We start from the raw sequence: 1,389 nt of genomic DNA, 5'->3' as shown, positions 1-1,389 counted from the left end.
CTTCTGGGTAACGAGCGGCGTGCCGGCAGGCGTGCTGTTCACGATCGGCGGCGTATGCGCGACGATCGGCCAGCCCGCGTGGGCGATCTGGATCGCCGCGATCACGATGGGCCTGATCCAAAGCGCGACTTATGCGGAAATATCGGGGCTGTTTCCTCATAAATCGGGCGGCGCGTCGGTGTATGGCGCGATCGGCTGGGTTCGATACAGCAAGCTGATTGCCCCGGTTTCGGTGTGGTGCAACTGGCTCGCGTGGTCGCCGATGCTCGCGCTCGGCTGCGGCCTCGCGGCGAGCTATGCACTCACGAGTCTCTTTCCCGCCGATGCGGCGGTGCTGCACTGGCAGCTCAAGGTTGCGGATCTCGGCTTCATCAAGCCGGGGCTTTCCCTGCGAATCAACGCGACGTTCATCATCGCGACGATTCTGCTTCTCATCACGTTCAAACTGCAGCACAGCGGCGCGTCGAAGGCCGCACGCACGCAGCGCATTCTCGGCATCGCGTCGCTCACGCCGCTGTTGATCGTCGGCATCGTGCCGTTCGTCACCGGCGACGTGCCGATGTCGAACCTGCTCCCGCTGCTGCCGCTCGGTCATGATGCGCAAGGCAATCTCACGACCGCGACCTTCGGCTCGTGGAACGGGCAGGGCGTCACGATGGCGCTCGGCGCGATGTTCATGGCCGGCTGGGCGTCGTACGGCTTCGAGACGGCCGTGTGCTACACGCGTGAATTCCGCGATCCGCGTCGCGACACCGCGAAGGCGATCTTCTGGTCCGGCGCGCTGTGTCTCGTCGTGATGACGCTCGTGCCGATGGCGTTCCAGGGCGCGCTCGGCACGCAGGCGATGCTCGATCCGTCGATCGGCGACGGCACCGGCGTCGCGGCCGCGATGGCGAAGATCGTCGGCGGCGGCGCGTGGGTCGCGAACGCGGTCGTCGTGATGCTGATGCTGTCGATCCTGCTGATCGTGATGACGTCGATGATGGGCTCGTCGCGCACGCTGTACCAGGCGTCGGTCGACGGCTGGCTGCCGAAGTATCTGTCGCACGTGAACGAGCACGGCTCGCCCACCCGCGCGATGTGGACCGATCTCGGCTTCAACCTCGTGTTGCTGATGATGTCGGACTACATGACGGTGCTGTCGATCTCGAACGTCTGCTACATGCTGTTCGTGTTCCTGAATCTTCAGTCCGGCTGGATCCACCGGATGGACCGCGGCAACTGGGATCGCCCGTTCCGGTGCCCGACATGGCTGCTGGTGGCCGGTTCGATCTGCGGCTACGCGAATCTCGTCTATGTCGGCGCGGGCGCGAACCTGCAGGGCGAAGGCACGTTGCGCAACGGGCTGATCGCGATGCTGCTGATCGTGCCGGTGTTTCTCTATCGCCA

The 1,389-nt window shown here is 64.9% G+C and carries 1 protein-coding gene; it reads left to right on the top strand.

Annotated features, from left to right (window positions below; all coding sequences use genetic code 11):
- Positions 1–1,389, top strand: a 1,389-nt coding sequence (locus HW466_RS30910; RefSeq protein WP_059803925.1) for a trimethylamine N-oxide permease, incomplete at both ends; no start/stop codon positions are given.

Source organism: Burkholderia territorii (assembly GCF_902833055.1).
Lineage (GTDB): Bacteria > Pseudomonadota > Gammaproteobacteria > Burkholderiales > Burkholderiaceae > Burkholderia > Burkholderia territorii.
Note: the sequence above shows the minus strand (reverse complement) of the source record. Positions and strands in the feature narration are given on the sequence as shown.